The 23,715-nt window shown below is 41.6% G+C and carries 24 protein-coding genes; 10 read left to right on the top strand and 14 right to left on the bottom strand.

Annotated elements, in window-relative coordinates:
* Positions 1-127: 127 nt before the first annotated feature.
* Both pyk and F824_RS0119025 read right to left on the bottom strand, forming a co-directional pair.
* A complete protein-coding gene (pyk, locus tag F824_RS0119020) occupies positions 128-1,558 on the bottom strand; it encodes a pyruvate kinase (RefSeq protein WP_019599529.1) in 1,431 nt (476 codons plus the stop codon).
* Positions 1,559-1,572: 14 nt separating this feature from the next.
* A complete protein-coding gene (locus F824_RS0119025; protein ID WP_019599530.1) occupies positions 1,573-2,001 on the bottom strand; it encodes an IPExxxVDY family protein in 429 nt (142 codons plus the stop codon).
* A gap of 149 nt (positions 2,002-2,150) precedes the next feature.
* Here F824_RS0119025 and F824_RS0119030 point away from each other — a divergent pair, with 149 nt between their 5' ends.
* From F824_RS0119030 to F824_RS0119050, 5 genes are all read left to right on the top strand, one after another.
* Positions 2,151-2,387, top strand: coding sequence for an acyl carrier protein (locus F824_RS0119030; RefSeq protein ID WP_008629501.1), 237 nt, complete (start codon positions 2,151-2,153; stop codon positions 2,385-2,387).
* A 21-nt stretch (positions 2,388-2,408) separates the two neighbouring features.
* The gene (gene fabF / locus F824_RS0119035; RefSeq protein WP_019599531.1) at positions 2,409-3,662 is read left to right on the top strand and encodes a beta-ketoacyl-ACP synthase II; all 1,254 of its coding nucleotides are present in this window, start codon (positions 2,409-2,411) and stop codon (positions 3,660-3,662) included.
* A 2-nt stretch (positions 3,663-3,664) separates the two neighbouring features.
* Positions 3,665-4,405, top strand: coding sequence for a ribonuclease III (gene rnc / locus F824_RS0119040; protein WP_026333809.1), 741 nt, complete (start codon positions 3,665-3,667; stop codon positions 4,403-4,405).
* A 46-nt stretch (positions 4,406-4,451) separates the two neighbouring features.
* On the top strand, positions 4,452-6,299 hold the full coding sequence (gene nadE, locus F824_RS0119045; RefSeq protein WP_019599533.1) for an NAD(+) synthase: 1,848 nt from the start codon (positions 4,452-4,454) through the stop codon (positions 6,297-6,299).
* A gap of 113 nt (positions 6,300-6,412) precedes the next feature.
* Entirely contained in the window at positions 6,413-7,531 is a 1,119-nt protein-coding gene (locus F824_RS0119050) for a prolipoprotein diacylglyceryl transferase (protein ID WP_019599534.1), read from the top strand.
* On the opposite strand, the gene yidD is transcribed toward F824_RS0119050, so the two are convergent.
* Positions 7,513-7,734 carry a membrane protein insertion efficiency factor YidD gene (yidD, locus tag F824_RS27275; protein WP_081625019.1) on the bottom strand — a complete coding sequence of 74 codons (222 nt, stop codon included), beginning with the start codon at positions 7,732-7,734 and terminating at the stop codon, positions 7,513-7,515. The two genes, F824_RS0119050 and yidD, sit on opposite strands and share 19 nt — an antisense overlap.
* Positions 7,735-7,749: 15 nt before the next feature.
* Here yidD and F824_RS0119055 point away from each other — a divergent pair, with 15 nt between their 5' ends.
* From F824_RS0119055 to F824_RS0119070, 4 genes are all read left to right on the top strand, one after another.
* Complete coding sequence (locus F824_RS0119055) at positions 7,750-9,264, top strand: POTRA domain-containing protein (protein WP_019599535.1); 1,515 nt, start codon at positions 7,750-7,752, stop codon at positions 9,262-9,264.
* Between the two features lie 213 nt (positions 9,265-9,477).
* The gene (locus F824_RS0119060) at positions 9,478-10,197 is read left to right on the top strand and encodes a PorV/PorQ family protein (protein WP_316928736.1); all 720 of its coding nucleotides are present in this window, start codon (positions 9,478-9,480) and stop codon (positions 10,195-10,197) included.
* Positions 10,194-12,296 carry a ComEA family DNA-binding protein gene (locus F824_RS0119065; protein WP_019599537.1) on the top strand — a complete coding sequence of 701 codons (2,103 nt, stop codon included), beginning with the start codon at positions 10,194-10,196 and terminating at the stop codon, positions 12,294-12,296. Before F824_RS0119060 ends, F824_RS0119065 begins: the two co-directional genes overlap by 4 nt.
* 77 nt (positions 12,297-12,373) lie before the next feature.
* On the top strand, positions 12,374-14,830 hold the full coding sequence (locus tag F824_RS0119070; protein ID WP_019599538.1) for a zinc-dependent metalloprotease: 2,457 nt from the start codon (positions 12,374-12,376) through the stop codon (positions 14,828-14,830).
* A 136-nt stretch (positions 14,831-14,966) separates the two neighbouring features.
* On the opposite strand, the gene F824_RS0119075 is transcribed toward F824_RS0119070, so the two are convergent.
* The 7 genes from F824_RS0119075 to F824_RS0119110 all read right to left on the bottom strand — a co-directional run bounded on the left by F824_RS0119075 (position 14,967) and on the right by F824_RS0119110 (position 19,372).
* On the bottom strand, positions 14,967-15,104 hold the full coding sequence (locus F824_RS0119075) for a DUF2256 domain-containing protein (RefSeq protein ID WP_081625020.1): 138 nt from the start codon (positions 15,102-15,104) through the stop codon (positions 14,967-14,969).
* Positions 15,105-15,204: 100 nt separating this feature from the next.
* Positions 15,205-15,531, bottom strand: coding sequence for a nucleotide pyrophosphohydrolase (locus tag F824_RS0119080; protein ID WP_026333810.1), 327 nt, complete (start codon positions 15,529-15,531; stop codon positions 15,205-15,207).
* Between the two features lie 79 nt (positions 15,532-15,610).
* Positions 15,611-17,101 (bottom strand): ATP-binding cassette domain-containing protein, encoded by a 1,491-nt coding sequence (locus F824_RS0119085; protein ID WP_019599541.1) that lies wholly within the window; start codon positions 17,099-17,101, stop codon positions 15,611-15,613.
* A 99-nt stretch (positions 17,102-17,200) separates the two neighbouring features.
* Complete coding sequence (gene dtd, locus F824_RS0119095) at positions 17,201-17,653, bottom strand: D-aminoacyl-tRNA deacylase (protein WP_019599543.1); 453 nt, start codon at positions 17,651-17,653, stop codon at positions 17,201-17,203.
* Positions 17,654-17,662: 9 nt separating this feature from the next.
* Positions 17,663-18,379 (bottom strand): Rossmann-fold NAD(P)-binding domain-containing protein, encoded by a 717-nt coding sequence (locus F824_RS0119100; RefSeq protein ID WP_019599544.1) that lies wholly within the window; start codon positions 18,377-18,379, stop codon positions 17,663-17,665.
* A gap of 46 nt (positions 18,380-18,425) precedes the next feature.
* Complete coding sequence (locus F824_RS0119105) at positions 18,426-18,839, bottom strand: YkvA family protein (RefSeq protein ID WP_019599545.1); 414 nt, start codon at positions 18,837-18,839, stop codon at positions 18,426-18,428.
* A gap of 11 nt (positions 18,840-18,850) precedes the next feature.
* Positions 18,851-19,372 carry a DUF7935 family protein gene (locus F824_RS0119110; protein ID WP_019599546.1) on the bottom strand — a complete coding sequence of 174 codons (522 nt, stop codon included), beginning with the start codon at positions 19,370-19,372 and terminating at the stop codon, positions 18,851-18,853.
* Positions 19,373-19,489: 117 nt separating this feature from the next.
* On the opposite strand from F824_RS0119110, the gene F824_RS0119115 reads away from it, so the two are divergent.
* The gene (locus F824_RS0119115) at positions 19,490-19,804 is read left to right on the top strand and encodes a HesB/IscA family protein (protein WP_019599547.1); all 315 of its coding nucleotides are present in this window, start codon (positions 19,490-19,492) and stop codon (positions 19,802-19,804) included.
* Between the two features lie 229 nt (positions 19,805-20,033).
* On the opposite strand, the gene F824_RS0119120 is transcribed toward F824_RS0119115, so the two are convergent.
* The 4 genes from F824_RS0119120 to F824_RS0119130 all read right to left on the bottom strand — a co-directional run bounded on the left by F824_RS0119120 (position 20,034) and on the right by F824_RS0119130 (position 23,357).
* On the bottom strand, positions 20,034-20,882 hold the full coding sequence (locus F824_RS0119120; protein WP_019599548.1) for a 3-keto-disaccharide hydrolase: 849 nt from the start codon (positions 20,880-20,882) through the stop codon (positions 20,034-20,036).
* Positions 20,883-20,893: 11 nt separating this feature from the next.
* Positions 20,894-21,295, bottom strand: a complete 402-nt coding sequence (locus F824_RS28020; protein WP_019599549.1) for a hypothetical protein — start codon at positions 21,293-21,295, stop codon at positions 20,894-20,896.
* A complete protein-coding gene (locus tag F824_RS26705) occupies positions 21,255-22,100 on the bottom strand; it encodes a glycoside hydrolase family 88 protein (protein WP_022582162.1) in 846 nt (281 codons plus the stop codon). The genes F824_RS28020 and F824_RS26705 overlap by 41 nt, the downstream gene beginning before the upstream one ends.
* A 450-nt stretch (positions 22,101-22,550) precedes the next feature.
* A complete protein-coding gene (locus F824_RS0119130; RefSeq protein WP_022582160.1) occupies positions 22,551-23,357 on the bottom strand; it encodes an endonuclease/exonuclease/phosphatase family protein in 807 nt (268 codons plus the stop codon).
* Positions 23,358-23,715 lie beyond the last annotated feature (358 nt).

The following is a 23,715-nucleotide window of genomic DNA, read 5'->3' on the forward strand; positions in this document are numbered from 1 at the left end:
ATTCGGACTCGAGTTGCTTAAACCCCTGGTATGCAATACCATTTCTAAAAGGGTGGGTACAAAAAATCGGGACATGTTTTTTAAACATGTCCCGATTTCAATTTTAATTCAAACTATTGTGCTTTTATCAATCGACAACATGTACTTTCAACATGTTGGTTTTCCCTTTTGATTTCAATGGCATACTGGCTGTATTGATGATGATATCACCAGCATTGACATGTCCATTGTTTTTCAGTGTTTTTTCGATATCGGCAAAAGTCTCGTCGGTGGACACATTGCTTTCATAGTAAAAGGATCTCACTCCCCACACCAAACTCATCTGGGTTATCAATTGCTTGTTTCGGGTGAAAACAAAAATACTGGCCAAAGGTCGATGGGAAGCGATTCTGAAGCCCGTAAAACCTGAAGTGGTGATTCCCACGATTGCTTTTGCCTTTACGTTTCTGGAAAGTCTTGAAGCCATCAACAGCAAATTGTTACTTAGAAATGTCTCATCATCTTCCTCAATTTTGTAGAGGTTGTGGTAGACATCCGCATTGTTTTCTACGTAGGAAATAATGCTGCTCATGGCCTTCACTGAATTTACGGGATAATTGCCAGATGCAGTCTCTGCAGAGAGCATCACGGCATCTGCGCCATCCAATACTGCTGTGGCGACGTCATTGGTTTCAGCTCTTGTAGGCCTTGGATTCACGATCATACTCTCCAGCATCTGGGTAGCGATAATCACCGGCTTGCAAGCGATTTTGCATTTCTCCACCATTTTCTTCTGCCAAAGAGGGACCATTTCCATGGGTACTTCCACACCCAGGTCACCTCTTGCGACCATGATGGCGTCTGTTGCCTCTATGATCGCATCAATGTTATCCAGTGCCTCTGGCTTTTCTATTTTTGCAACGATTTTACAAACCTTGCCAGCTTTTTTAATCCTTTCTCTCAAATCCAGGATATCCTCTGCAGAACGTACAAAAGAAAGGGCAATCCAATCCACATCATTTTCCAACCCGAAGATCAAGTCTTCCAGATCTTTTTCCGTAAGGGAAGGTGCGGATACTTTTGTGTTGGGCAGGTTTATGCCTTTTCTGGATTTTAAGATCCCTCCATGAATGACTGTACAATTCACGTTTTTGCCATCTGTACTGACCACGACCAATTCAAGATTACCATCATCGATCAAGATACGGTCACCTGTGGAAACGTCGTTTGGAAGGTTTTGATAAACGGTGCTGACCAATTCAGCAGTTCCGATCACGGGATCGTTTGTAATGGTAATGGAATTTCCAGGGAGGATTTCCACTCCATTGTTTTCGACCTCGCCCACCCTAATTTTGGGTCCTTGAAGATCTTGAAGAATCCCCAGATGGAGATTGTTTTCCTTATTGATTTTTCGGATTAGTTTGATGACCTCCGAATGACCTTTGTGATTGCCGTGAGAAAAATTCAGGCGAAAAACATTGGCTCCAGCTTTTGCCAAATTGATAAGTACTTCTTCGTTGTTAGAGGCAGGACCAACAGTAGCTAGAATCTTTGTTTTATTAAAGACGGTTACGCTCATGAGTAAATATTTTGTTAATAGGTTAAAAGATTTTCTTTTGATTTGATTTTGGACAAGTCCAGCTTCACCACATTTTGGATGAATAAGCTCGTGGAAAGTTGCTCAATATAAGCATTAATATTCAATTGGGAGGTCAAGTCCTGCAGCAGCAGGAAGTAATCCATGATTTTAAGTTCTGGAATTAGAAATAACGCATTTCCACCATCACTATAGGATCGGTTTTTCAACAACTGAATAAACCCATGTTCTTTCTCAAGAATAAATTGGGATATTTTCAATTGTGGCTGATTTGTAAATTCCAACTCATAGTCTTTTGCTTTAACCAAGTTGATTCCCAAAGAATCATTGATTACCCAAGCCATTTTGTAATCCTTTAGTGGAGCCACAAAACCTAAAAGTTCAAAGTCAAATTCGGGTTCTACGAATAGTTTTGTTTTCTTCATTCAGGAAGAATTTTTCATGGACAAAGTTAAAAATAATCTTAGAACTTCTATCTTGCGAGAGAATATCTTGATTTAGTTGCCCAGTATTTTTGGCAATAAGGTTTTAAATATATTTCTTTGCACAGTGTTTAAATTAAACTGATCACAAAATGTCTGAAATTGCACAAAAAGTAAAAGCCATTATCGTTGATAAATTAGGCGTTGAGGAATCCGAAGTTACTCCCGAAGCTAGCTTCACAAACGATCTTGGTGCCGACTCTCTGGACACAGTAGAGCTCATCATGGAATTCGAAAAAGAATTCAACATTTCCATCCCAGATGATCAAGCTGAGCAAATTGGCACAGTTGGTCAGGCGATTAGCTATCTGGAAGCAAACGTAAAATAAGTAATCACTCAAAATTCATTTATGAATTTAAGAAGAGTTGTAGTAACAGGTATTGGTGCCCTTACACCCATAGGCAATACCGTCCCGGAATTCTGGGAAGGTCTTACTAATGGTGTGAGCGGTGCTGCACCTATTACTAAATTCGATGCCTCCCTATTCAAGACACAATTCGCTTGCGAAGTGAAAAACTTCGATGCGGAAAAATTTCTGGATAGGAAAGAGGCGAGGAAGATGGATCCTTTCACTCAATTCGCAATGATTGCAGTGGCAGAAGCCATGAATGATTCCGGTTTGGATCTAGAAAAAATTAATCTCTACCGTGCAGGTGTTATCTGGGGTTCCGGAATAGGTGGACTAAAAACATTTCAAGAGGAGGTTGTCGATTTCGCGAGAGGAGATGGTACTCCCCGCTTCAACCCATTCTTCATTCCAAAAATGATTGCGGACATCAGTGCTGGGTTCCTTTCCATAAAATATGGATTCAAAGGCCCCAATTTTGTAACCGTTTCGGCTTGCGCCTCCGGTACCAATGCATTGATCGATGCCTTCAACTACATCAGATTGGGAAAGGCGGACATCTTTATCAGCGGTGGCTCAGAAGCTACTATTACTGAGGCTGGTGTCGGTGGATTCAATGCCATGAAAGCGCTTTCCCAGAGAAATGATTCTCCTCAAACTGCTTCGAGACCTTTTGACAAGGATCGTGAAGGTTTTGTTTTGGGAGAAGGTGCTGGAGCACTTATACTTGAAGAATATGAGCATGCCAAGTCCCGGGGAGCAAAGATTTACGCTGAACTCGTAGGTGGCGGCATGACAGCCGATGCTTACCACATTACCGCCCCCCACCCGCAGGGTGAAGGAGCCACAAACGTGATGAAATTGGCATTGGAAGATGCCGGAATGAATCCAGAAGATATCGACTACGTCAATGTCCATGGTACTTCCACACCTTTGGGTGATATCAGTGAAGTTAAAGCGATCCAAAATGTCTTTGGGGAACATGCCTATAAACTCAATATCAGCAGTACCAAATCCATGACAGGTCATTTGTTGGGTGCTGCCGGTGCGATAGAAGCAATTGCTTCCATCCTTGCGATACAAAACAGCCTCATTCCGCCTACCATCAACCATTTCACGGATGATGAAGGATTGGATAGCAAATTAAATTTGACATTCAACAAAGCTCAAAAAAGAGAAGTGCGTGCTGCTTTAAGCAATACTTTTGGATTTGGTGGTCATAATTGCTCCATTATTTTCAAAAAAATAACAGAGTAAAATTGAAACTTTCCAGATTGCTCAGATTTCAAGCATTTCTTTTCAATACAGATGAAAAAAGGCTTGCTGCCTCCATAAAACATATGGTAGGCAGCAAGCCTTTTAATTTATCCCTTTATAAACTTGCCATCAAGCACGTATCCGTAGCAGAGGAATTCAAGAATGGCCTAAGAATTTCGAACGAAAGACTGGAATATTTGGGTGACGCTATTTTAGGTGCGGTAGTCGCTGAATTTTTATTCAATAAATTTCCATTTCGCGATGAAGGTTTTCTCACAGAAACCCGTTCAAGAATGGTCAACCGAGAAGCCCTAAACCAAATCGCGGTTAAAATCGGCCTCTCCAAAATCTTGGAAGCAGAGCTGAAGGGGAAAAATCTCAGTGCCCATAAATCCATTTTTGGGGATACCCTCGAAGCAATGGTGGGAGCTGTATATTTGGATAGAGGATATAAATTTTGCAAAAAATTCATTCACCAAAGAATCCTGATCCATTTTGATGTGGATGACATCATTGCCACCACCACAAATTTCAAAAGTAAAATAATCGAGTGGTCTCAAAAGGAAAGCAAAGAAGTCGATTTCAAACTGGTTTCCGTGACAGGAAACACAAGATTCAAGGAGTTTTTGGTTGAACTTTGGGTGGGAGGTGAAGTTTGCACTTCCGGAAAAGGGGCTACCAAGAAAAAAGCCGAACAGGAGGCTGCCAAAAATGCTTGTGAAAAACTTAAAATCGCTTTTTAGAACACTATCTTTGGGATCGCTGTTTTAAAGATACGATTTCGTTTTTATGTCAAAATTAAAAATAGCTTGCGCCACTGTCAACCAAACCCCTTTGGATTGGACAGGGAATTTCAACAGAATTGTCGATGCCATCCAAGAAGCAAGAGAACTAGGGGTGGAACTCCTTTGCTTTCCTGAACTCACATTGACAGGATATGGAAGTGAGGATTTGTTTCTCAGTCATTGGTATCCCCAAAAAGCCCTTCTTCAGCTCGAGAAACTTGTTGCCCACTGTGACCAAATCACCGTGGCTGTTGGATTGCCGATAAGGATTGCCGAAACTGTCTACAATTGTATGGCTGTGATAGAAAACGGTCAACTCCTGGGAATCGTAGCAAAACAATTCATGGCCATCGATGGTGTGCATTATGAATTCAGATGGTTTACGCCTTGGGTAGCGAGAGAAATCATTCCTTTTGAATTTTCAGGAGGTCAAATTCCACTTGGAGATGTTATTTTTGAAAAAAAAGGCGTTTCCTACGGATTTGAAATCTGTGAAGATGCCTGGAGAGGGGATGCCCGTCCGGGATACCGACTCCAGGATCGAAAGGTCGATGTGATTTTCAACCCCAGCGCCAGTCATTTTGCGATGGGAAAAAGTGAAATTCGGGAGAACCTCGTCAAAAAGAGCTCTACTCTTTTGAATGCAACCTATTTTTACACCAATTTATTGGGAAATGAATCCGGGCGAATGATTTTTGACGGAGAGATATTGGCTGCCAGAGCTGGTGAATTGATCCTGAAGAATGAATTGCTTTCCTTTTTGGATTATCAAGTCATGGGTTTTGAATTTGAAAAAGAAAATTTTGAAATCACCCCTGTCCCCACTCTTCATGACAAAAACAATGAATTTGTAAAAGCCACCTCCTTGGCACTTTTTGATTATTTGAGAAAAAGCAAAAGCAAGGGATTTGTTCTTTCCTTGAGTGGAGGGGCGGATTCCTCTTCCATCGCAGTTTTGATAGCAGAAATGGTGAGACGCGGAATCGAAGAATTGGGCGTAAGTTCTTTTTTGAAAAAAATAGGTTTGCCATTCAATCCACAAACTTCCGATCCCAAAACAGAAATTGTCGGAGAACTACTGACTACTGCATACCAAGCTTCTGAAAACTCTTCCTATTCGACCTTTCAGAGTGCCAAAACACTTTCCAAAAGCATTGGTGCCAAGTTTTATAATTGGGAGATTTCCGATGAGGTAAAATCCTATACCGAGAAAATCGAAACTGCTCTGGGTAGAAAACTGACCTGGAAAGACGATGATATTACCTTGCAAAATATTCAGGCCCGATCCCGTTCCCCGATCATTTGGATGTTGGCCAATATCAACAATGCTTTGCTCATCAATACTTCCAACAGAAGTGAAGGAGGCGTAGGTTATACCACGATGGATGGCGACACGAGCGGAAGCATATCCCCGATTGCTGGCGTAGACAAATTTTTCCTGATGAATTGGCTGAAATGGGCCGAAGAAAACCTGGGCTATCACGGCTTGAAAAGTGTGAATGCCCTCACGCCCACAGCTGAACTCCGACCAAATGAAAATCACCAAACGGATGAAACTGATTTGATGCCATATGCAGTGATCGTCGAAATCGAGCGGCTTGCTATTCGGGACAGAAAGTCACCAATGGATGTTTACCTGATTCTGAAGGAAAACTTAGGTATCGAAGATGGTTTGCTGAAAACATACATCAAGAAGTTTTTCAGGCTTTGGTCCAGGAATCAATGGAAGAGAGAGAGATTGGCGCCGTCGTTTCATTTGGATGAATTCAATATTGATCCAAAAACATGGTACAGATTCCCCATATTATCAGGGGGTTTTGAAGAAGAATTGAAAGAATTGGACAATTTTTAATGTCACTCCTTGTCGAATTAAATTCTGAAGACATGCTGTTAATTTCAATGAGAGGTATTAGGTTTACATGCGGTTTTTGAATTGTTAAATTCATTTCCATAAAAGAAAAAACAATGACAGATGTTATATTGAGTTATGTGGTTTGGAGCCCAGATGCTTCGGTGATTCCGGGGTTTGAAAGACTCAGGTGGTACAGTTTACTGTTTGCTTTGGGGTTTATTATTTCCCAACAGGTAATGGTCTACATTTTTCGTAAAGAAGGCCAAGATGAGCGTTTGGTAGACAAGTTGACCATATACATGGTACTTGCCACGATCATCGGGGCAAGATTGGGTCATGTTTTGTTTTATGAACCCGAAAAATACCTCAGCAATCCCTTAGACATATTGAAGGTGTGGGAAGGTGGCTTGGCGAGTCATGGAGCGGCGGTAGCCATCATGCTTGCTCTGTATTTATATTCCAGGAAAATCCCAACGCAAAGTTACTTCTGGATTATGGACAGAATCGTCATTGTAGTAGCCATGACAGGTGCCATGATCAGAATGGGGAACTTGATGAATTCAGAAATCGGAGGTAAACCAAACGGTAACGACAGTGGTTTTGTCTATGCAAGGGATACCGAAGAAATCTTGACTACTTTAAAAATCCCCGTTTTGGAAGTGGATGCTTACAAACCCAAAAATAGGGCATCCGAATTGCAGGGGAATGGAATTGTTCCCGTTAATTTTGACATTAAAATCGAGAAGGGCGGATATCAGGAAGCTGACTTGAGAAACACCTTGGAAACGGATGTGAAATATGTACTCACAAGGTTCCAAAGCTCACTTAAATATCTAGCGGAAGATCCGAATACACCACTGAATTATGATTTGTTGGACAAGGGAGATCATTATCTTGCCACGGTGCGGACCTTTGGTGTATCTCGTTACCCAACCCAAATTTATGAAGCCATCACCTATCTTCTGATTTTTATAGGTCTTTTTTGGATCTGGTTTCGATATGACTCAAGGGTTCCCGATGGATTGTTGCTCGGACTTTTCTTTATTTCTGTATTTGGAATGCGATTTGTATGGGAATATTTCAAAGAAAACCAAGTGGATTTTGAAGAAGGACTTTCTCTAAATATGGGCCAATATCTGAGTATTCCCTTGGTGATTGCTGGAATTGTTTTTACAATTCTTGCACTAAAAAAAGGGTTAAAACCAAAAGAAAATCAAGGAACAGGATCGTGACCATGCCCACCCCAGGGATTGCAACTTGCAATCCTTTTTAAGCCCATCCACCCTCCGGTAAAAACACCATGTTTGAGAATTGCCTCCTTCATGTATTGGCTACAAGTAGGTGTGTACCTACAAGAAGTCGGTAAGAGCGGGGATATCGTATATTGATAAACCAAAACGGGAAATATGGCTATTTTTCGGAGAAGTGTTTTCAAGGGTGATAAATTTCAATGATAAAGAAAATCCATTCAATAAAGTTCCATAAATTTAGTGTAGAAAGGCGAGTGGCTGTGATTTCTGTTTATAAAAAATTCTTGGTATTTATTGTTTCGGCTTGGATGATAATTCCAGTGGCTGACACCTATGCCCAAATAAAAGAAGATACTGTCAATACTACAATCCTCGATATTCCGCAAAAAGTATTGATCAACAATATTTTCATCGTAGGGAACGAAAAAACACGCAAAAACATCATTCTCAGAGAATTGAATTTGAAGCAAGGTCTTGTCTATGACTGGGAGGAACTTTTGGGAATGATAAAGGCAGACCAACAAAAAATCTATAATCTTCAATTGTTCAACAATGTCGAGATCACCCCGCTTCTTACTGAAGTTGGACAGATTGAAATATTGGTTTCGGTCACTGAAAGATGGTATATCATTCCTTCCATTATTTTTAATTTGGCAGACAGAAACTTTGCCGAATGGTGGACCAACCAAAACAGGGATTTTTCCAGAGTAGATTATGGTCTCCGCTTGGCCCATAACAACGTCGGCGGGCGAAACGAAAAAATGAAAATCAGCGCACAGTTGGGGTTCACCAAGGCCTTTGATGTCCTATACAGCATTCCTTATATTGACAAGAACCAACAACATGGCCTTGCTGTTCAGTTCAATTATTTCACCAACAAAACTGTCGCCTTAAGGTCTTTGGAAAACAAGCAGGTATTTTTTCAAAATGAAACCCAAGATGCTTTGAGGAAGAATACTGCAGCATTTCTTCGGTATACCTACCGTGGAAGTTTTTACAACTTTCATTTTGCCACTTTTGGATTTAACCATACGTGGGTAAAAGACGAAGTTCTCGAACAAAACCCAAACTACTTCTTGAATGAGCAGAACGACCTGAGGTATTTTTTGGCGAGCTATAATTTCAGGCACGATAGAAGAGACAATAATGCATACGCCACAGATGGGGAGTCCCTCAATATCGGAATTACCAAATATGGCCTTTTCAGCGGTGATGGGATCAACGAAACCGAGCTTTCCTTGAATGTAAACAAATACCAAAAATTCAACAATAAATTCCACTATGCTGCGGGTTTGTCATTGAATGCTTTTATGAGTCCGAAGCAACCCTATACATTGGTCAGAGGGATCGGTTACAAACCCAATTTCATCAGGGGGTATGAGCTCAACGTAATCGAAGGACAACAGACAGTTGTCCAAAAAAATAGCTTGAGATTCACGATATTCGACTTGGGATATGATATTTCCAACATTATGCCCGTCGAAGAATTTTCTTATTTCCCCGTAAAGCTCTATTTCAGCGCCAATTTTGATCACGGATATGTCAAGGACAGGAATTTTATTCCCGAAAATGGGCGCTTGACCAACCAGTACCTTTACGGATATGGAGCAGGCTTTGATTTGGTGACTTTTTATGATTTGGTCCTGAGATTTGAATATTCCATCAACAGCCAAAAAGAAGGGACGTTTTTCATCAACTTCCTTGCACCCTTTTAAAAGCCAGTCGAATTTAAACGTTTAACTTTCAGTAGAAGCTTTTCTTTTTTTACCTTAAGGCTTATTTTTAGGTGCGTTCATTTTTGTGTCACCTAATTTTTTTTCCAAATGTCAATTCGGCAATTTGCATATGTACTTTTATTTTTCTTTCCGTTAGGGGCATTTTCCCAAAACGGAACTGAGACCTTCCCCCGAGGGGCTCGAAGTATGGGAATGGGGAACACCCATGTCACTCTTTTTGATGCTTGGAGCATCTTCAACAACATCGGCGGTCTGAGCAGGTTGACAGAATCGCAGGTCTTCGTAGGCTATGACCACTTGCTCAATCTCAACGAACTGACGACTCTGTCTGCAGGAGCGGCATTCAAAAATGATTTGGGTGCTTGGGGACTGGGAATTTCCAGCTTCGGGGGAGCCCAATTCAACCAGCAAAACATAGGATTGGGATTTTCCAATCAAATGGGCATCACCAGTATCGGAATCAAAATCAATTACTTTCAAACCAATATCGAAGGATTTGGAAGAGGCGCTGCTCCGGTTATTGAGCTGGGAGGAGTAGCGGAACTTGGGCCTCAATTGTTTTTTGGTGCACATATCTACAATCCTACCCGATCCAAATTGGGGAAAAATGCTCCCGATCGACTGCCAACTGTAGTCAAGGCAGGGTTTTCTTATCGCCCTTCTGCCAAGATCATGGTCAACATGGAAGCTGAAAAGGAAATTCTTTTGGATCCAATGCTGAAAGTTGGGCTGGAATATAACCTAATGGATAGATTTTGGGCCAGAGCAGGCGTGAATTCCAATCCTCACAATCTCTTTTTTGGTATTGGCTTCAAGCCAAAAAAATTCCATTTGGATTATGCAATGACCCAAAACAATGCCTTGGGCAACACCCATCATTTCTCGTTTACCTATGCATTCACTAAACAATGAAGGCGCAATATCCCCTTATGGTTTTGTTCCAATTGCTCTGTTTACAGGCTTTTGCCCAAAACTACCGGAAAGGAGAAATCGATATTGAGCAGTTTATGGAGGAACTTTTTTCACTTCCCGAGACAGATGACAATTATGAAGATCTTTATGAAAGCCTGTTGCAGCTCTATCTCAATCCAATCAACCTGAATAAAACAAATCCAGAGGAACTGAAATCCGTGTACGTGCTCTCTCCTATTCAATTGACCGCTTTTTTTGACTATAGAAAGAATTTCGGCGACCTGATTTCCATCTATGAATTACAGGCCATTCCCGGATTCGATTTGGCCACGATCTATAAATTATTGCCTTTTGTGACTTTGGCCGATGGCAGCCACATTACCAACAAGCCACTTCTGGAAAGGATTTTGACCGAAAGGGAAGGCTACTTTATGCTGAGACAAAATCAGGTATGGGAAACCAGAAAAGGTTTCACTCCGCCCGACACACTCTCCAACGGAAGGCTGACCAGCCGATACATTGGTGATCCCAATAATGTGTATGCCCGATTCAGGATTCAGCACAGTCGGGATTTCAGTTTGGGATTTACGATTGACAAAGATCCGGGAGAAAAATTTGTCTGGGATCCGAAAACCAAAAGATATGGATTCAATTTCCTTTCCTATCATTTTACACTGTTCAATAAGGGGAAATGGAAAGCCATTACCTTGGGGGATTTTCAGGCACAGTTTGGACAAGGGCTGGTTTATGGCGCGGGGTTTTCCGTAGGAAAAGGTGCCGAAACCATCACCACGATCAGGAGAAGCACCATTGGCCTGAGATCCTATACTTCAGCAATGGAATTTGGTTTTTTCAGGGGCGCTGCAGTGACCAGAAAAATAGGCGCAATAGATGTGACCATTTTGGCATCAAATGCACCTAGGGACGGGAACATTCAGGTAATGTTGGACACCTTGGAAAGAGAAGCGGCAACCATCAGTTCATTCCAAACCAGCGGCCTCCACAGAACGCAAACAGAAATAGCCTATAAAGATCAGATTCAAGAATTGAATCTCGGAGGAAACCTACATTATCAAAGTCCCGATAGAAATTTACAGATTGGGATAAATTCTCTCTACACAAAATTCAGCAGGGAATACAAAAGAGCTCCCCAAGTGTATAATAAATTTGAATTTTCGGGAAAGGAAAACCATATCCATAGCATGTATTACAGTTACAATTTCCAGAACTTCTTTCTGTTTGGGGAAACAGCCATTTCGCGAAGCGGCGGAAAAGGGACCGTAATGGGCATGATGAGCAGCCTGAGCAAAAGACTGGATTTTTCGGTCCTGTGGAGAAGGTTTGACAGGGATTTCCACACTTTTTATGGCAATGCATTTTCCGAAGGAACACGCCCCATCAATGAACGAGGGGTATATATGGGATTGAATTTCAAGCCCAATCCCCGCTACAACCTATTCCTCTATTATGACTATTTCAAATTTCCTTGGCTTCGGTATCGGGTATACTCCCCTTCTTCAGGCCAGGAATGGCTCGCAAGGTTCAGCTATTCTCCCTCCAGAAACATTCTTCTCTTCTTCCAAATGAGAGAGGAACAAAAAGACAGAAACATCAGTGATCTTCCCCGTTTTCAGTCCACCTATCAACTTTCAACTGGCAGAAAAATGAATTATTTGATCAATTTGGATTATGCAATAGACAAACAATGGTCCATCAAGTCAAGGATAATGGCAAGCAGCTTTGATTTCAACAACAAAACCACCAAGGGATTTGCTATCAGCCAAGATCTCAATGTGGACATGCAGAAGTGGCGAATATCCACTCGCTTTGCATTATTCGACACTGAAGACTATGACAATCGCCAATACGTTTACGAAAGAAATGTCCTCTGGGCCTTTTCCATTCCCGCACTCAACGGGCAAGGCATGCGCTATTACATACTGGGACAATATAAAGTGAGTCCAAAACTCACATTTTGGGCGAGGTTTGCCAGAACCACCTATACAGACCGGGAATCCATTGGATCCGGCCTGCAGGAAATCTCCGGCAATAGACAAACAGAAACCACTTTTCAGCTCCGCTACCAATTCAACCGGTAAAATCTCGGAAGATTTCCACCATCGGTAAATCCCATTCCTTTGGTTTTTGATATATTATAGCACCAAACCATTCTCAGATGAAAAAAACACTACTATTGGCCCTATTGATCGTTTATAACGCTTTTTTGGGCTTTGGACAAACCTTGGACAAAAATAAATTTGTTAAGAATGAGGGTTTCATCCCTTTTTATACCCAAGAAGACAAAGGAAAGATATTCCTGGAAATCACCGACCTAGAAAAGGAATTTCTCTATGTCAATTCCCTTGCTGCCGGAATCGGATCAAATGACATCGGTCTTGACCGGGGTCAATTGGGAAGGACCAGGATTGTGGAGTTTAGGAAAGCAGGGAACAAATTGCTCTTGGTCCATAAGAATTACGACTTCCGAGCGTACAGTGACAATCCTTCCGAGGTAAAATCCGTGAAGGATGCATTTGCAGAATCGGTTTTATGGGGATTTGAAATCAGCGAAGAAGAAAAGGGTAAAATCTTGGTGGATGCCACGACTTTTTATCTTCAAGATGCCCATCAGGTAGCCGAAAAGCTAGGTTCGGCTAGACAAGGCACTTACAAAACTGAGCCTTCCAGAAGTGCCATTTATTATCCCATGACCAAAAATTTTCCGCAAAACACAGAAGTGGAAGCCATGATTACCTTGACAGGAACACCGGCTGGAGCATATATCAGATCTGTGACACCTTCACCCGAAGCGGTCACGGTTAGGCAAAGACATTCTTTTATTGAATTGCCTGATGAAAATTATCAGCCGAGGGAATTTGACACCAGGGCTGGATATTTCAATATCAGCTACATGGATTTCACCAGTTCGATTGGAGAGCCAATGGTCAAAAAATTCATTTCAAGGCATCGCTTGGAGAAAAAAGATCCCAATTTGGCAGTATCCGAAGCAGTCAAACCAATCGTATATTATTTGGACAGGGGAACGCCTGAGCCAGTCAGGTCTGCTTTGATTGAAGGTGGAAACTGGTGGAATGAAGCTTTTGAAGCTGCAGGATTCAAGGATGCCTTTCGGGTGGAATTGATGCCGGAGGAAGCAGATCCTATGGATGTGCGCTACAATGTCATTCAATGGGTCCATCGCTCTACAAGAGGCTGGTCTTATGGCTCATCTGTAAGAGATCCCCGAACGGGTGAAATCATCAAAGGCCATGTTTCTTTGGGTTCACTCCGAGTACGTCAGGATTTTTTGATTGCCCAAGGACTCTTGCAACCTTTTGAGGATGGGAAACCAAAAAACCCGAAAATGCTGGAAATGGCTTTGGCAAGACTTCGGCAACTCTCAGCGCATGAAATCGGGCATACCATTGGCCTGTCGCATAATTATTCCTCGTCTCCCAACAATCGCTCTTCGGTAATGGATTACCCCTACCCTTTTATCACCATGGATGCCAATGGGGAAATCGATCTTTCAAAAGCCTATGACGATAAAATTGGGGATTGGGACAAATTGGCCATTCGCTACGGATACGATGTGATTCCCGATGGCCAGGAAGATCAAAGCTATCTCCAAAATTTGTTGGAAGACACCTATTCTGCAGGGCATACTTTTATTTCGGATATGGATTCGAGACATCCAAGTGGAAGCCATCCCACTGCACATCTATGGGACAATGGCGCTTCTGCATCGAAAGAACTGATGCGCATGATGGAGATCAGAAGTAAAAAAATGGCAAGTTTTGGATTGAACGCCATCGACCAAAACCAACCGGAGGCCTTAATGGAAGAGGTATTGGTGCCGCTTTATTTGATGCATCGCTACCAGTTGGAGGCTACAGCCAAATTGCTTGGTGGATTGGATTATACTTACAAGGTCAAGGGTGACAATCAGCGCACACAAACAAGACTAAATGGAGAGCAACAAAGGGAAGCGCTCACCAGCCTAATGTATGCCCTAAACCCCGAACAATTGGCATTGCCGAAACATATCATTTCGATGATCCCTCCACGACCTTTGGGTTATGGCAGAAATCGGGAAACATTTCCTTCCAGAAATGGATTGAATTTTGATCCTTTAGCACCTGCTGAGAATGTGGTAGACATGGCCTTTGGTTTTCTGTTCGAAGCTGGCAGAGCAAATAGATTGCATCAGCAGAAATTATTCGACGTCAATCTCCCTTCATTCAGTGAGGTTTTAGATATAGTCTTCAAGGATATTTTTGACCGTAAATTTGAAGAGAATTACAAAGGAGAGATCAAGCTGATGACCGAAAATAAGTTGGTGGATAAGCTGATTGAACTTTCCAGGGATCCTCAGTCCACAGCCACAGTCAGGGCAATTGTCCGTAGAAAATTAAAGGATTTAGTGGTTGTATCCCAAGACCCTAAGTTCTCATTTCTATTGGGCAGAATCAATAGCCAAAACAATACCCTAAACAACCACAGTCAATATCTTGCCGACAAGATCATCTCCTACTTGGACTTGCCCGAACAGCTCAACTCACCGAAGACCATAGAGATTCCGGATGGAGCACCGATTGGAAGTGAAGAAATGGCATGCGACTTTGACCATTGATAAAGAGTGATCGCAGTTTGACAGCCTTCCCCTAAAAATCATGATTTTTAGGGGAAGGCTTTTTTTGTGCTGGATTTTGGCAATCCAGAAAATATTTGGCGGAAATCTCTAAAAATCAAGTCCTATCGATAATGATCTAAGTCGATTTTTTTTGACCAGAACATTTTTTCGAACAGTATTTTACGGCTTCCCAGTTCTTCTCCCATTTCTTCCGCCAAGCAAAAGGTCTTTGGCAGACGACACAAATTTTTGTGGGGAGGTGTTGCTTTTTCATTTGAGATAAACCAGCCTGAATATTGAATGTTTGGACTGGTGTTCGAAACCATTAAAATACATGAAAGAAATACAAACCCATAGACCCTTCCTCCAAAACTTTATTGCAACTTTTTATTCTCTTTGTGCCGGTCTTTGTCTCGGATATTCTTCTTTTCGAAATTCTTCTCCAAGGCTTTGGTGAGATCTATTCCAGTCTGATTGGCCAAACAGATCAAAACCCATAGCACATCGGCCATTTCATCGCCCAAATCCTGTCCTTTATCGGATTCCTTGAAGGATTGTTCTCCGTATTTTCTGGACATGATCCGCGCCAATTCCCCCACTTCTTCCATCAGTATGGTCATGTTGGTGAGTTCGCTGAAATAACGGACACCAACCGTTTTGATCCATTCGTCTACTTGTTTTTGGGCTTCTTCTATGGTCATCATCGATTTGGTTAAATGGTAATGTCAAAAGGTTTAGAGAAAGAATTTTTTATTGATTTCAATGCTTTTTTTACGGTATTTAGATGACACGGCCATTTTCCAAATGGAGGATTTTAGTAAAGGCCTTGGGAATCGCTTCTTCATAATGGCTTACAAAAATCATTGAAATCGAAGTATAGGCACAGATTTGATCGATGGTATTCCTGAAAAGCAAACTTTGCTGGGCATCCAAGCCCTGGGAAGCTTCATCCAAAATCAGGAGTGCCGGCATTTTAATCATCGCCCTTGCCAAAAGCACAAAACGTTGATTCTCGACAGAAATCTGATGGAACATTACCTGTCCGATATTTGAAAGATTGAACAATTCCAGCCAAACCCTTGCCAAGCTTTCCTCTTCACCATTAACTTTTTTGAAAAGACCCATGGTATCAAACAGTCCAGATAAAACCACCTTCAAGCAAGTTTGGTTTCTGGGAAAATACCTTGACAACTCAGGAGCTACAAATCCTACATGCTTTTTAATGTCCCAAATACTTTCACCCGTCCCTCTTTTCCGACCAAAAAGCCAAATATCATTCGCATAAGCCTGTGGATTTTCGCCTAGCAGCAAACTCAACAATGTTGATTTCCCTGCGCCATTGTCCCCTTTCAATACCCATCTATCCCCGGGCGCTATGGTCCAACCCACTTTATCCAAAATGACTTTGTCTCCATAAGTTATCGTCACCGCTTTCAAGTCCACGATCGTTTGAAAGGAAGCGTCTGGTTTATCCTTCAACAGATTTTTCAAAAGTTCCCAATCAAATTCCAAGGATCTATTGATACCGCTCAACAGTCCTAATTCTTTGGTGTTTTCAAGTAACTCGTCAATTTTTTTGTTTTTCAAAACGGCCAAATGGGTGATGCATTCTGGGATTTCGTTGGGATTAGCGGACATGATTACGTGGGTTCCTGAGGCAATGATCTCCTGCAAAATAAACCCGAAATCTCTACGGCTTGCAATATCCAATCCCGTCATCGGCTGATCCAAAAATAGCAGCCTGGGGTTTTTCATCAATGCCGATGCGATGGTCAACCTTCTTGTTTCCCCATTGGAAAGCTTGATCAGGGACTTCCCCCGCAACGCTGTCAGGCGCATCAAAACCATTGTCTTCTCTTTGTCCCAAGGACCTTCCAGTTTTACTTCTATCCCTTCCAAGTAATCACCGACCGTTGCGGTGTCTTCGGATTCCATGGAATTAAAGCGCTGTTGATAGTAGAAGTTCTGGAGGTTGGATTTGTTCCTGAATTGGTAATCTTGGGAAACGCTCGCGATCAAATCCCTGAAACTATTGATTTCACCATTTTCGGTTTTTTCATCCTGATAAGCTTTTGCGAAGGGTTTTTCAAGAATTCCCTTTGACAATATCGTTTTACCCATAAGGGTATCCAAAAAAGCGGTTTGTTCCGTCCCAGATGGACCTATTATGGCCCAGTGCTGTCCCTTCTTCCATTCAAAATCCAAATCCACAAATATGGTCTTATCCAAGGATTTTACGGTAGCATTTTGAAGAGAAAGCAATGGATCCATGAATGGTGGGGCTTTACAATATTGCAGTGGATGCAATTTTACGTTTTTAAAGCCATTTTTGAAAATGAAAATTGGAATCAGAAAAATCCCAGGACTTTTTTAAATCCTATTCTTGCTATCGATAAGGATGGTCACAGGGCCATCATTGACCATGGCAACCTTCATGTCTGCCCCGAATTCTCCGGTTTGGATGGGTTTTCCAAGTGTTTTTTCCATAGAGGAAATAAATTTTTCATACAAGGGAACCGCTACTTCAGGTTTGGCGGCCTTGATGTAAGAAGGTCTATTTCCCTTTTTGGTGCTGGCGTGTAGGGTAAACTGGGAAATGAGCAACAAATCCCCATTCACATCTAGGAGGCTTTTGTTCATGACCCCATTTTCATCCGGAAAAATGCGAAGATTTACTATTTTATTGCATAACCAATCGATGTCATCCTGGCCATCTACCTCTTCGATGCCCAACAACACCATCAAACCTATCCCAATTAGTCCTTTGATTTCCCCATTTATTCTCACGGAAGATTCCGAGACACGCTGGATTACTGTTAGCATCGCTCTATCCTAAAAATCTTGCATATCCTTGGAAGGAATCACTTCCACCTTTGCAGATTTGTTTTGATTCGCATGGAAAACCATGGCTTTGGCAACCTGATAATCATGGATTGGCCTGAATTTTTTCAGGAGTTTCAACCAAACCAAAGGCTTCATAACAATTTTGGCAATCTCTTCCCCTAGCCTGAATTCTTTTCTGCTTCCAAGCAACAACGAAGGTTGGAACAGTCCCAAATAGGAAAAAGGAATCACTTTCAGATCCTCCTCGACTTCACCCTTCACTTTGTTATAAAAAGTGGAAGATTGCGGATCTGCACCAAGAGCACTGACATAAAGGAATTTATTTGCCCCTAAACCATTGCTCCAGAAGGCGAAATTCATGACATAATCGTGGTCGATTTCCTGGAATTTCTCCTTGGAACCGGCAATCTTAATCGTGGTACCCAGCGAACAAAAAGCATGTATTTCGAGACTTTTGTTTTTCAAGTCTGCAATCAAAGGGAAATAAACACCTCCAATATCAGATTCCCTCAATTTGGTTTCCAAATCCATGGACCTGATCTTGGCCATATCCATTTCCACCTGAACCAATTTCTCGTGTTTAAGGGCAAGCTTTCTTCTTCCCACAGAAATGATCATGTCGTAGGAATTGTCCTGAATCAGGCAATGCAAAAGCTGCATTCCGATCATCCCTGAAGTACCTGATAAGACCGCTATTTTTTTCATATTTCACTTTGTTCAACAATAATTTATTACTTCTTAAAAAACAGCCTTAGAACCTGGATTTTTCCCATTCCAAAAACTCATTCACCTCATCCTGCACAGCTTTAAAGATGGCCAAGATTACGGAAAGGTCATCCGCATAACCCAACAGGGGGATAAAATCAGGAATAAGGTCAAAAGGCATCACAAAATACAACAAGCCCAGTACCAATAGGCCTTGGGTTTTGAGTGGGATTTTATGTTCTCCATTTTTGTGCGCTTTTATCATCCTCTTGAAAATCATCAAAGGCTCGATGGCGGAATTGATTCTTGGATGATTTTTCAAATCTTGGATCCTTTTGGCAACCCTTTCCATCAATTTCTTAAGCTGTCCCTCCTCTGCTAGAATCCCTTTTGCCTTTTCCAAATAAAGCAATTTGGCACTCTCGAAAAAATCAATGGTTTTCCCCTTTATTGAAGTCATGTTCGTTTTGATTAAAAATAAATTCTGATCTCTGATTTGACATTTTTCAGCGCCTCTTGAATGGCATCATTTTTTTGGTCTAAGGAAAGTTGGAAAATCCGCTTTGCCAAATCAATGCCACGGGCTTCTTCATTCATGTCCTGGATGCCTGTATTGATCAAGGTGACCACGCTTTCCACTGCCCTTTTGACGCTCTCCCAGGTTTCATCCGAGAAGTAAACCTGCTGAGAAAGATTGTGGTTGAACTCTTCCCTAACTTCTGAAAGGAGTTGGCCATGTAGTTCCTTCGCTGAAAAACTGCTGTTGTTCACCCTACGAATCAGGTTGTTGAGCGTAATTCTTTCGAGCAACAAACACAATCTTTCGCCCGCTTGAAGCCGGATGGGAAGAATGGTTTGTGTGTTTTGGGTTTTGATTTCCACCAGCATTTTATCTCTGTCTTTGTTCAAAAATGAGACCACTGTCAGGTACATTCCATAAATGACCAAACCGGCCGGTAAAACGATTTTTAACAAATCTGCCACAAACTCCATAGGATTCTTTTGATTAATGTCCGAATATCTGAATTAATTGATTGGTAAAAAACTATGCCAAATCATATTTTCAAATGTAAATTTGAACTTACAATCATCAATTACCATTGAGTAGGCATGCTTATCCCAATAAAAATCACCGAAAAGGCACTGATCGAGATCAAAAACATCATTGATAACAAAAACATTCCCCAAGATTATTCCCTGAGAGTAGGTGTCAAAGGTGGCGGATGTGGCGGAATGTCCTATTTATTGGGATTTGACAAGCCAAAAACAGAAGATGTTCAATTTGAGTTTGAAGGAATCCCCATTTTGATAGAAAAGAGACACATGATGTTTTTGATGGGTATGGAAGTTGATTTTTTTGATGGAACCGAAGCAAGGGGATTTACCTTTGTAAATCCTGACATTCCAAAAAGACACGATGTTTAGAATTATTTGAATTGATTGGACCCCGAAAGCGTAAAAGCCCCGCTCACAGTCTACTTTCCTCAACTCCTCAATAGCGCAAATCCAATTCAATCAATATAGAAAATCCCTCAGTTTTCACCGAGGGATTTCAATATTGGTTAATCGAATGATTTTTTGCCAAAAGCTACATTATGAAGTTTTTAAAACTTGATCGTTAAAACAATGGAATGATGAATTGGCAAAAACAATCTTATTTGTGCTGCTTCAATTCCTCCAAGACTGATTTCAATTTTGCCTGATCCTTCATATAAGGATCCAAGTCAAAGATTTCCACCTTCCTGAAATCTATGGGATGGCTTTCACTCTGTAGGGAAATATATCCAGACTTGAGCATTTGCCCATCTATCTTCACCTTGGGGTCAAAAGGATTTACATTTCCACCACCGATTTGGGGTTTGTGGTAGGTCAGCACCGTGTCCCCTTCAAGGATATGATGGATGACCGAATCGCCCAAAACCAAAAATTCAGCAGTGACCCACTGGTCTCCATGATAGGTTTTGGAAGAAGAATTCAGGCAATGAGCCGTAAACAATTCCCCATCGATCACGACGTTTGTGCCTGGAGTACAAAGATTGCTGGTCGTTCTTTCCTTTTCACCATCGCCGCCCAATAACTGGCCTTCTATGGAAATAGGGAAATCCTGGTCCTTCAACATTGTTCTTGGGTCTTGGCCGTGGAGCATCGCTCCACTGTTTCGCAACGCCCAACCTTCACCGCCTTTTGCCTGCTCCCCAACAAAACGATATTGAATTTTAAGGAGGTACGCTGAAAATGGCTTGTCATAAAATATATGCCCGTATTGTCGGTCAAATTCAGAATAACCGTCATAGCGAACTTTCATCAAACCATCTTCAACCCTAAACGTGTTGGCGAAATTCTCTCCCACCTCATGTTTGGAAATTTTGACGATCCAGTTGTCCAAATCCTTCCCATTGAAAAGCTGAATCCATTTCCCTGTGCTGTTTTGTTGTTTGAGATTACTGGGGGAACAAGCAAAAATCCCCAGAGAAAGACAGACAATACCGATATATTTTTTCATAGTGTTTGATTTTAAAGGAACCAATTTTTATACCTGACCAAAGCCTCGATAAAATAATAATCCGCATAGGTCAGGGGAGTATCGACTTCTGTCCCTGCTGGAAAATGGCCAACGGAATGCTTTAGGATAAAACCTCCATTTTCACCCTTTTTTGCCAAATAGGTCTCCGATGAAAGATTTTGCAAGATGGTTTTGGCTGCGTTCAAATACTTTTCAGATTGATTTTCCTCTACATATTTGCTCAGCTCCAACAAAGCGGAAGCATTGATGGCAGCTGCGGAGGCATCTCTTAAGGTATTTTCATCCGCTTCAACATCATAATCCCAAATGGGAATCAAATCAGCTGGAAGTTTGGGGTGGTTCAAGGTAAACTCAGCGATTTTCACCGCCTGATCCAAGTATTTTTGGTCCATAGTTTCTCGAAACATGACCGTATAGCCATATAAACCCCAAGCCTGACCCCTTTGCCCATGCGGATTCATCGGCAAAACCCTGCGCTGTATTTCTGGCAATCACTTCTCCAGTCTCGGGATCATAATCGATCACATGGACAGAACTGTTGTCTTCCCTAAAATGATTTTTGAGGGTATTGTTGGCATGGGTGATGGCGATTTCCTTGAATTTTTCATTCCCGGATTCCTTTGCTGCCCAAAAAAGAAATTCCAGATTCATCATGTTGTCAATGATCACCGGGTATTTCCATTTCCCACTTCCCCATGACTGGATCAATCCGACCTCTGGTTTGAATCTGGTGGAAAGGGATTCCGCCCCTTGAAGCATGATCTTTTTATACGCCTCGTTTTCGTTTAGCCTGTTGGCATTTCCAAAACTACAAAACAACATAAATCCCAAATCATGGGTACCTGTGTTGAATTGCTCTTTTTCAAGAATGGCCAATTTTTGACTTGCCAAATCCAAGAGCTCTTGATCAGCAGTTTGCTCATACAGATAAAATAATGTACCTGGATAAAAACCAGAAGTCCACCATCCTGTGTTGGAGGTTTCCATGGAGTCCTTTTCGGAATAGTAGGTTTTAGGCATTCGGTCTGCGGGCAACCGAGTGGCCATGTATTTGTATTGTTCTGTAGCCAAGGCAAGATTTTTCTCGATCATCTCGGCCATAGGATCCGCTTGGACTTCCTGCTCTTTTTGTTGGCACTGCGATAAAACCAATAAAAAACAACAAAAAATGAAAATGTGTAAGTTTCTTGATTTCATAGGGGCTGCTTGGTTTTGGGTAGAGAATAGTTTAAAGATAAGGGTTTAGGAAATTGAAGAGAGACCGTTGAGAAAAAAAATGCAGGATTGGGCAATTCTATATCGGTGAAAATGGTTTTGGAGAAATTTAATGCAACTGAAATACGAATTTATCCAATTGAACCAAAAATTCAGGCGCCAATGTAAAATATTACAATTGATGAAAATTAAATTGTATTAAATCCATTTTATGCATTACCAATTCAATTCTAGCCTCAAAATGCTTCATAATCAGTTGGTTGATTATTGTTTTTGACTTCACCATATTGGTAATTGACCTTATTCTCTCAATAGTCTGATTTTCTTTCAGTTATAGCCCCAATAGGAAATCTAATGCCTATTTCAGGTAAGTATTTATTTAGCACAAATAGAGAGTTTTGAGATTTCATTATACCCTTTCAAGGAGTAGAATTACAGAATAAGTTTTACAACCACCACAATTGGAAAATGGTCGGAATAGTCCACTGGGATTACCCTTACCTCCACAATTTCCCATCTGCTGTTTTTCGAAAGCCAGACATAGTCAATCCTATCCTTTGGATCTTGAGAGGAATAGGTTGCGGATGGATTTCCAAATTTCTCTGCAGCATCGAGAAATTGATCTGAAAGAATAGAATAAGGTTTTTCGGAGGGATTAAAATTCAAATCTCCAGCCAAAATACTGGGATGAGGAAGATTTCCGAGCAATTCCCCGATCGCCAAAGTTTGTGCCGCGCGGTTTTCCTCAAACTCATGACAAAGATGGGTTCCGGCGAAACTGATTTTTTGTCCACCCGGCAATTCCACATGTGCCAAGGCTAGGCTTCTCCCCTCTCCTCCTTTGGGTGTAGGCAGCGCATGGGATTCAAAGACAGCCGGGAACATGCTGAGCAGACCTTCGCCATATCCTCCATCGCTGAAATCAATGGCCTTGGCAAAATAAGCAGACATTCCTGTCAATTCGCCCAACTCCTTCATAAGGTCCTTTTTGATCCCGGCATTGAATCCCATGGTCCTGTTGGTCATGCTGTCCACTTCCTGAAGCGCTACGAAATCCGGATTTACGGCATTGATCAATGCCGCAATCTTTTGGATATTGCTATTTCCGGGAGAATAGGCAGATTCTCCGTGATAGATATTGTAACTCATGACCGTAAGCAGGATTTCCTTTGAGGAATCCTGGGCGGAAGCTGCGAAGACAAGCGATAAGCTCATAAAAAAGACAAGAGATCGTTTCATCGGTTTGATTTATTCATCCTAAATATGGAGTCCAGAAGGAGGCCACTGAAAAAGTAGCTAAAACTGAAGGTAAAATTTTGAAAGCGACTAAGTCATTGACAAGAGTGACTTAGCCGCTTTCTTTTTTTTCGCCACTAGCTTTTAAAATTTCTCTATTGAAGCCTATACCGAACTAATTTTGATGATTTTCAACGATTTTCTACCAGTTTTTGATTATACCCGGGCCAGTTTCAAGATCCTTTTAACATTTACGGTGAATAAAGCTATGGCAGCTTGCATTTCCATGTTATTTATCCCGTAAGATATTGCCCTTCCAAATCCATGTGCGTTTTTTAACTCTCCGTTTTTCGCTTCTATT

Source organism: Rhodonellum psychrophilum GCM71 = DSM 17998 (assembly GCF_000381545.1).
In the GTDB taxonomy this organism is placed as follows: Bacteria; Bacteroidota; Bacteroidia; order Cytophagales; family Cyclobacteriaceae; genus Rhodonellum; species Rhodonellum psychrophilum.